This window comes from Erwinia sp. B116 (assembly GCF_002865965.1).
Taxonomy (GTDB): domain Bacteria; phylum Pseudomonadota; class Gammaproteobacteria; order Enterobacterales; family Enterobacteriaceae; genus Erwinia.
In genome coordinates, this window is sequence record NZ_JRZZ01000015.1 from 79548 (window position 1) to 88033 (window position 8486).

Sequence of the window (8486 nt, forward strand, 5' to 3'; positions counted from 1 at the left end):
GTTCTGTACACCGCCGCTGCTGGCCAGCGACTGGCTGCGCTGGCATAACGTCGGGCGGGCCACGCTGAGCTGGGGGCCGTTTACTCTGTACGACTCGCAGCTGCTGACGCCCGACGGACGCTGGCAGCCGCAGCGCTGGCCGCTGGCGCTGGTGATCACCTACCGTCGCGATATCACCCGTCAGTCGCTGCTGGAGGCAACCCAGGAGCAGTGGCAGGCGCAGCAGATTGGCAGCGCCCCGCAGCGCCAGCGCTGGCTGCAGCAGCTGAGCACGCTGTGGCCGGACGTCAGCAACGGCGATCGGCTGGCGTTCCAGGCGGACGAGCGCGGCGGACAGTTCTTCTGGCAGCCGGCCGGCACCCGCACGCCGATCGAACCGCTGGAGCCGCGCTTCGACGCGGCGTTCCGCGACGCTTTCCTCGCTATCTGGCTGTCAGAAAAAACCCAGTACCCTGACCTGCGTCAGCAACTTACCGGAGATCAATAATGTGGCGATCGCTGTTGTTAACCCTGTGCCTGCTGCTGTCCGGCTGCGGCACCGCGCTGGAGTCCTATCAGGCCGCCGAGCCAAAAATCGATATTTTTGCCTGGTTTAACGGTGAGTCCCGCGCCTGGGGTATGGTGCAGGACTGGCGCGGCAAGCAGATACGCCGCTTCGAGGTGACCATTCAGGGCAAAGTGCTCGGCGACACGCTGACGCTGGATGAACGTTTCGTCTATGACGACGGTGAGAAGCAGACCCGCGTCTGGCAGATCCACCGGCTGGCAGACGGCAGCTACCGCGGCACCGCCGGCGATATTATCGGCGTAGCCAGCGGACGGGCCAGCGGCAACGCCTTCAACTGGCGCTACGCCATGACGGTGAAAACCGACGGCAGCAGCTACCAGCTGAACTTCGACGACTGGATCTACCAGCAGGACGCCCGCCATCTGATGAACGTCACTTCGATGAAAAAATTCGGCGTGGAAGTGGCGCGGGTAACGCTGTTTTTTGCTAAACCAGCCGGCACGGCGCAATAAAATCGCCGTTACGGCTTAATTCTGTCCGGTGAAGGGGGTATAATTCGCCCTCCCCGGACTCAACAGGTTACATAATGAACTGGCAAAAAATTGGCGTGGTAACGATGTTTGTGCTGATGGCACTCGGTGGGATTGGTGGCGTGATGCTGACCGGCTATACGCTGATCCTCTACTCCTGATCGTCCGCCGTCGTCGGCTGCGGCCGACGTAACCGCCCCCCGCCTACCGCAGGAAGTGAACACCTCGGCGCCGATCGCAGGATCGGATTGAGCACGCGTGGCTAGCGGCCAGCGAGAAAACGGCTGAACTCAGCCGGAATACGGGCAAAGGTGTGCAGAAACCACGGGGTAAAGCGCTGCGGGAAGCGTTTAATTTCTGTCGCCAGCTCGGGCAGCGAGGCGTAGCGCCAGCCGTCGGCCTCCAGCGGATTAGCCTGCGGTGTCTGGTCACTCAGCGCAAAGAACACGTGCCCGTACTCATGCTCAATCAGGCCGTTGGATAACGGCAGATTGTAGCTCAGCTCAAATACCGGTTGCAGCGTCAGCGTCAGGCCCATCTCTTCCTGCAGACGGCGCTCCGCCGCGTGCTGCGTCGGCTCCCCGGGGTACGGGTGACCACAGGTGGAGTTACTCCACAATCCCCCACAGTGATACTTGCCGCTGGCGCGCTGCTGCAACAGCAGCTGATGGCGGGAGTTAAAGACATAGACGGTGATGGCACGGTGCAACAGCCCCTTCTCATGGGCCTCCAGCTTCTCCATTTTACCGGTTGGGCGATCGTGGCGATCGACCAGGATCACTTCAATTGCGGACATGCGAACTCCTCGTGGCTAATCGGCGCTATTCTTGCATAGTCACGCCGATCCCTGCGCATAAATTCGTGCGGTGGCCACCGCCATGCGCCGATCCCGCAGCCAGAGGCTCCGCCCTACTCTTCCGTTTCCACCACCTGCTGGCGGGCGCGGAACACGTGCCCGACGCCGTACTGCAGCAGCCGCGCCACCAGCTCATCTCCGCCGCTCTCCGTCGCGGTGGCAAACGTCTGCTCCTGGCGGGTAATCGGCGCGGCCCACAGCAGATTGACCTTGTCCCCTTCGCGTTTCGGCAGCGTAAACTGCCCGGCGTCACGCCCGAGAACCGATGAGAGGATAAAGCCTTCAAAGCCCACCGGTGCCTGCGTCGAACTCACCGTGTGCCCCTCCCCCAGCCAGCTCAGCTGCGACCACGGCAGATGGGCAATGCTGGCCAGCCCGCTGGCCATCTGCACCGCGTTATCTTCGGTCATCACCTGTGCATCAATGGCCAGTGCCAGCTCGGTGCGCCGGTGCTGTGGAGCCAGCTCCTGATAGAGGTAATCCACCCACGGCATCGGCCGGATGCCCATCCCCAGCGTCAGAAACACCCAGCAGCCCTGATGATAGTGCTGAGAGATGGCCATCGGTGGCCAGCTGCCGCGATCGATGGCGTAATATTTTAACGATTCGCCAAACTGCGCCTCGTAACACTGCAGCATCTCCTGCTGCAATGCCTCCCACGGCTGGCCGTCCTGCCAGTCCCGCCAGAACTGGCGATGCTGTTGCGCGCTGGCGTAATTAGGATTGGTGGAGGCCGAACCCAGCGGCGCGGTCAGGCGGTTCGGCCTGATGCAGCCGGCGGAGAAACTCACCTGCTCCTGCTGATACAGGCTCCAGCCAGGGATCACCGCCAGCAGCTGGCCCTGATACCACAGCGCCGCGCCGTCGTCGCCCGGCTCCCACACCACCTGCAGCGCGGCCGGGTCGAGCATCGGCTCCGCCTGCAGGGTGCGGCAGTATTCGGCGCCGAGCAGCGGCGCAATGCCCTGCTGCATCGCGGCAAGATCTTCCTCCGCCGGGGCCGGCAGCAGGTTGCGCAGCCAGCAGCCGCGCACGGCAAACTGGCTACGAAATGCTTCAGCCGGCCAGATGTAGAAGTAGGCCGTCCGCGCATCCTGCTCAACGATGGCGATCAGCGTCTGCTGCTGATTGCTGACCTCAGCAAGGGTGATGGGCTGTGTCATAACGCCTCAATGATTAGTGTACGGGGTCTTCCCGGAGAATAGGGCAGAATCGCGCGTTATGCCTGCTCAGAACAAGGGTAAAAGTCTCAAAATAGCCTCAGCGCCCCATTCGCGCCATTGCCCTATGGTACGCGCCACGACGTACCGCCCAGCGCAGCAGTGCGGCAATCAGCCGGATGCGGCCGCGGATCACCCGCCGCCGCAGCGGGCTGAAACGCAGCGAAAACCCCTGCTGCGCCCACTCAGGCAGCAGTTCGGTACCGGCCAGCAGGATCGCCTTCATCGCCGGCCGCGCCTGCCACGAGGGGGCCGGCGCGTTCATCAGCAGCGCCAGCACCTCGCGGGTGCGCGCGTCACAGCGCAGCTGCGGGCGCATCCGCTGCAGGTAGGCCGCCACCTCCGCCACGCTGGACGGCACCTGCCGCGCGCCCAGCGCTACGGCGACCAGCGCCGCTTCCGCGTAATAGCGATCCTGGTCGGCCAGGCTGAGGTGGGGATTCCTGTAGCGCAGATGGGCGGCGAGGAAGCAGCAGGTTTCCGCCACGTGCACCCAGGTCAGCAGCGCCGGATCGCTGGCGGCGTAAGGCACGCCGTCGGCGTCGGTGCCGGTGATGTGCAGGTGGATCCGCTTCACGCGTTCGATCAGCGTCTGCGCATCGGCCCGGTTACCAAAGGTGGTGACGGCAATAAACTGGCTGGTGCGCCGCAGCCGCCCGAGCATATCTTCGCGGAAGGTTGAGTGGTCCCACACGCCGGCCAGCGCCAGCGGGTGCTGCATCTGCAACAGCAGCGCGGCGATACCGCCGCACAGCATTGAGGGAAAATCGCCGTGCACCTGCCAGACCGCGCTGTCCGGGCCGTAAAGACCCGGATCGCCCGGCGGCTGCGACAGGTCAAACTCGTTCAGCGACAGGCCGTTAACGCGAAACACCTGCTGCTGAATGCGGTCTCTGAAGTTCAGCATCTCCGTCGCCTTACCCCGGTTCCTTACTGATAAGTGAACTCTGCATTCTGCGTACGCACCGAATCCAGCCCGATCATCACGTCAAATTTGCCCGGTTCCGCCACCTGCTGCATGCGGGCATTCCAGAACTTAAGCGCGTTGACGTCGATCGGGAAGGTCACCGTCTGCGACTCGCCGGCCTTCAGCATGATCCGTCTGAAGCTCTTCAGCTCTTTCACCGGACGGCTGATGCTGGCGACCTGGTCGTGCAGATAGAGCTGCACCACGGTGGCACCGTCGCGCCTGCCGCTGTTGGTCACCGTCACGCTAGCGTCGATTTTGCCGTCACGCGGCAGCGTGGTGGCAGACAGCGTCACCGGGGAAACGGTAAAGGTGGTGTAGCTCAGGCCGTAACCAAACGGATAAAGCGGGCCGTTGGCCTCATCGTAGTAGTGCGAGGTGTATTTGTTCGGCTGCTCGAAGTTGTACGGACGCCCGGTGTTCAGATGGTTGTAGTAGATCGGCAGCTGGCCGACCGAACGCGGGAAGGACATCGGCAGCTTGCCGGACGGATTGTAGTCACCGAACAGCACGTCGGCGATGGCGTTACCGCCCTCGGTGCCGCTGTACCAGCTCTCCAGCAGCGCGTCGGCCTGCTGGCTCTCCCTGACCAGCGCCAGCGCGCGGCCGTTCATCAGCACCAGCACCAGCGGTTTGCCGGTGGCTTTGACGGCCGAAATCAGCTTATGCTGGCTCTCCGGCAGGGTCAGATCGCTGCGGCTGGACGCTTCGTGCGCCATACCGCGCGCCTCACCGACCGCCAGCACCACCACGTCGGCTTTTTTCGCCGTCTCCACGGCTTCGTCCAGCAGCTGCTGCGGCGTGCCGGCGTCAACGCTGACCGCCTGCTCGTACAGGTTAAGGAAATCCTGCACGCCTTTGTTATCGGTGACGTTGGCGCCTTTGGCATACAGCAGGGTCGCTTTGCCGGCGGTAGCGTTTTTCATCCCCTGCAGCAGCGTAACCGACTGTTTCGCCACCCCGGCCGCCGACCAGCTGCCCATCATATCGATCTGGCTGTCGGCCAGCGGGCCGATCAGCGCGATGGTGCCGCTGTTTTTCAGCGGCAGCGTGTCGAGGCGGTTCTTCAGCAGCACCTGGCTTTTGCGCGCCACGTCACGGGCCTCAGCCCGGTGCAGGCGGCTTTCGGCGTTGGTGTCGGCCGGGTCATCTTTGGCCGGGCCGAGGTGGCTGTAAGCGTCGTTAAACAGCCCCATATCGTATTTGACGTTGAGCACGTGGCGCGCCGCGTCGTCGATCTCCGCTTCGGTGACCGCTCCGCGCTTCACCAGCCCCGGCAGGTACTTGCTGTAGTACTCGTCGCTCATGCTCATATTCACGCCGGACTTGATCGCCACCCGCACCGCGTCTTCCGGGTCGCTGGCCACGCCGTGTTTAATCAGCTCCTTAATCGCACCGTGATCGCTGATGGTGATGCCCTTAAAGCTCCACTGGTCGCGCAGCACGTCCTTCAGCAGCCAGCTGTCGGCGCTGGCCGGCACGCCGTTCAGCGAGTTCAGCGCGACCATCACCCCGCCGCTGCCGGCGTCCAGCGCCGCTTTATACGGCGGCAGGTAGTCCTGGAACAGCCGCTGCGGGCTCATATCCACCGTGTTGTAGTCGCGCCCGCCCTCCACCGCGCCGTAGGCGGCGAAGTGCTTGACGCTGGTCATGATCGAATAGCGATCCGCCGGGCTGTTGCCCTGCATCGCCTTCACCAGCACCCGGCCCATCTCAGAGGTCAGATACGTGTCTTCACCAAAGCCCTCCGACCCCCGGCCCCAGCGCGGTTCGCGGGTCACGTCGACCATCGGTGCCCAGGTCATATTCAGGCCGTCGTCGGCGGCTTCATACGCGGAGATCCGCCCCACTTCCGCCACCGCATCGGTGTCCCAGCTGGCGGCCAGCGCCAGCGGGATCGGGAACTGCGTGCGCTGACCGTGGATCACGTCATAGGCAAAAAACAGCGGGATCTTCAGGCGGCTGAGTTCCATCACCTGATCCTGCATCTGACGAATATCGTGCCGGGTCACGGTATTGAAAATTGCCCCCACCTGGCCGTGCTGGATCATCTCGCGAATGGCCTCTTTCGGCGTCTCCGGCCCGACGCTGATCAGGCGCAGCTGGCCGATCTTCTCATCAAGGGTCATTTTCTTCAGCAGGCCGGTGACGTAAGCGTCGCGGGCTTCCGGGGTCAGCGGCTGCGCCACGGCGGCGGTTTCAGCCCGTGCAGGCTGCAGAACGAGGGTGGCAGCAAAGCTGGCCGCATAAATCCATTTCATCAGATGATTCTCTCAGGTGACCAGAAGGGTTAACTGTTGTTGTCCCAGGGGTAACAAGTTGATTCAGTGTGTCATACCTTGAGGATAGCAGCTAGTTGGCGCACTATGAATGTTGTATGAAACCCCTTTCCCTGACGGCGCCGAGCGCCCGGCCAGCGGAGCCACCATTGAAAAGGACCGCCGATGCACACTCCCTCTCCTGCAGGAAAAGCCCTGATTGCTGAACTGAGCCGCATCGTCGGCCGCCCCCATCTGCTGAGCGAACCGGCGCAGACCGAGCGCTACCGCAAAGGCTTCCGCTCGGGAGAGGGCGACGCGCTGGCGGTGGTGTTCCCCGGCTCGCTGCTGGAGCAGTGGCGCGTGCTGCAGGCCTGCGTGGCCGCCGACGTGATTATCCTGATGCAGGCGGCCAATACCGGCCTGACCGAAGGTTCGACGCCGAACGGCAGCGACTATCCGCGCGAGATCGTGATTATCAGCACCCTGCGCATGGACAAAATCCGCCTGCTGGACGAGGGCAAACAGGTGCTGGCGTTTCCCGGCAGCACCCTCTATCAGCTGGAGAAGGCGCTGAAGCCGCTGGGGCGCGAACCGCACTCGGTGATCGGCTCCTCCTGCATCGGTGCCTCGGTGCTCGGCGGCGTCTGTAATAACTCCGGCGGCTCGCTGATCAGGCATGGCCCGGCCTATACCGAACTGGCGCTCTACGCGCAGATTAACGCCGCAGGCAAGCTACAGCTGGTCAATCACCTCGGTATCGATCTCGGCAGCAGCCCCGAGCAGATCCTTACCCGGCTGGACGACGACACCTGGCAGCCGTCTGACGTGCGGCAGGACCCGCGCCACGCCTCCGACCCCGACTACGCCGAACGGGTGCGCGACGTGGAAGCCGACACCCCGTCGCGCTTTAACGCCGACGCCCGCCGCCTGTATGAGGCCTCCGGCTGCGCCGGCAAGCTGGCGCTGTTTGCGGTGCGGCTGGACACCTTCGTCAGCGAACCCAACCAGCAGGTGTTCTATATCGGTACCTCAGATACCGCAGTGCTCGACCAGATCCGCCGCCATATACTGGCGAACTTCAGCCATCTGCCGGTGGCCGGGGAGTATATGCACCGCGATATTTTTGATATCGCCGAGCGCTATGGCAAAGACACCTTCGTGATGATCGACAAACTCGGCACCGACAGAATGCCGCTGTTCTTCGCGCTGAAAGGCCGCGCCGACGCGCTGCTGGCAAAGTTTAGAGGGGTGAAGCCGCACCTCAGCGATCGCCTGCTGCAGAAGCTGACCGCCCTGCTGCCCGCCCATCTGCCGAAACGGATGAAGGCGTACCGTGACCGCTTCCCGCACCACCTGATGCTGAAAATGTCCGGCGACGGCGTGGCCGAAGCCCGCGCGTACCTGCAGGACTTTTTCCGCGACGCAGAGGGCGATTTCTTCGAGTGCGAAGGCAAAGAAGGTGCCCACGCCTTCCTGCACCGCTTCGCGGCGGCCGGGGCGGCGGTGCGCTACCACGCTGTCCATCATGAGGAGGTGGAGGATATTCTGGCGCTGGATATCGCGCTGCGCCGCAACGATCGCGACTGGTTTGAAACCCTGCCCGCTGAATTTGACGAATTTATCAGCCACAGGCTCTACTACGGGCACTTCTTCTGTCACGTGTTCCACCAGGACTACATCGTCAAAAAAGGGGCGGACGTGCACGCGCTGAAGGAAAAAATGCTGGCGCTGCTGCACGAACGCGGCGCGGAGTACCCGGCCGAGCACAACGTCGGCCACCTGTACAAAGCCCAGCCGCAGCTGCAGGCGTTTTACCAGCGGCTTGACCCCACCAACAGCTTTAACCCGGGGATTGGCAAAACCACCCGCGAGAAGCACTGGGGCGGCTGCGGCTGCGGGAAAGCGGCGGCGCCGGACGCGTCGCCGCGCTGAAAACCGCGCGGTGAATTGTTTTTTCAGCGGTTTGCGTTAATAGTCAACACTATCACGGACTCAGGATCGGCCACCCGGGTGGCGGAGGAACTATGGCGGCAGAGGCAGAAAAGCGTGTTTCCCCAGCAACGCAACACCTGTTTGCAGATAAGGATCGGATCTGGACGGCGGAGGAAGTGCAGGCCGCCACCGGCGGTGAGTGGGTGACGCCG

Annotated in this window: 8 protein-coding genes; 4 read left to right on the forward strand and 4 right to left on the reverse strand. The window is 63.3% G+C overall.

Going from position 1 to position 8486, the window contains the following annotated elements; genetic code table 11:
* From NV64_RS12495 to NV64_RS12505, 3 genes are all read left to right on the forward strand, one after another.
* Positions 1-487, forward strand: a 487-nt coding sequence (locus tag NV64_RS12495; RefSeq protein ID WP_369878880.1) for a chalcone isomerase family protein, incomplete at its 5' end; no start/stop codon positions are given.
* The gene (locus NV64_RS12500) at positions 487-1020 is read left to right on the forward strand and encodes a DUF3833 domain-containing protein (RefSeq protein WP_056237053.1); all 534 of its coding nucleotides are present in this window, start codon (positions 487-489) and stop codon (positions 1018-1020) included. The genes NV64_RS12495 and NV64_RS12500, both read left to right, overlap by 1 nt.
* A 74-nt stretch (positions 1021-1094) precedes the next feature.
* Positions 1095-1199, forward strand: coding sequence for a protein YohO (locus NV64_RS12505; protein WP_072166379.1), 105 nt, complete (start codon positions 1095-1097; stop codon positions 1197-1199).
* A 101-nt stretch (positions 1200-1300) separates the two neighbouring features.
* Here the strand turns inward: NV64_RS12505 and idi are convergent, their stop codons facing one another.
* The 4 genes from idi to bglX all read right to left on the reverse strand — a co-directional run bounded on the left by idi (position 1301) and on the right by bglX (position 6342).
* The gene (gene idi, locus NV64_RS12510; RefSeq protein ID WP_101506038.1) at positions 1301-1834 is read right to left on the reverse strand and encodes an isopentenyl-diphosphate Delta-isomerase; all 534 of its coding nucleotides are present in this window, start codon (positions 1832-1834) and stop codon (positions 1301-1303) included.
* A 113-nt stretch (positions 1835-1947) separates the two neighbouring features.
* Positions 1948-3057 carry a suppressor of fused domain protein gene (locus NV64_RS12515; RefSeq protein ID WP_101506039.1) on the reverse strand — a complete coding sequence of 370 codons (1110 nt, stop codon included), beginning with the start codon at positions 3055-3057 and terminating at the stop codon, positions 1948-1950.
* Between the two features lie 97 nt (positions 3058-3154).
* Positions 3155-4021 (reverse strand): oxygenase MpaB family protein, encoded by an 867-nt coding sequence (locus NV64_RS12520; protein WP_101506040.1) that lies wholly within the window; start codon positions 4019-4021, stop codon positions 3155-3157.
* 23 nt (positions 4022-4044) lie between these two features.
* Positions 4045-6342, reverse strand: coding sequence for a beta-glucosidase BglX (bglX, locus tag NV64_RS12525; RefSeq protein WP_101506041.1), 2298 nt, complete (start codon positions 6340-6342; stop codon positions 4045-4047).
* A 183-nt stretch (positions 6343-6525) separates the two neighbouring features.
* Here bglX and dld point away from each other — a divergent pair, with 183 nt between their 5' ends.
* Positions 6526-8274 carry a D-lactate dehydrogenase gene (gene dld, locus NV64_RS12530; RefSeq protein WP_101506042.1) on the forward strand — a complete coding sequence of 583 codons (1749 nt, stop codon included), beginning with the start codon at positions 6526-6528 and terminating at the stop codon, positions 8272-8274.
* The last annotated feature ends 212 nt before the right edge of the window (positions 8275-8486 follow it).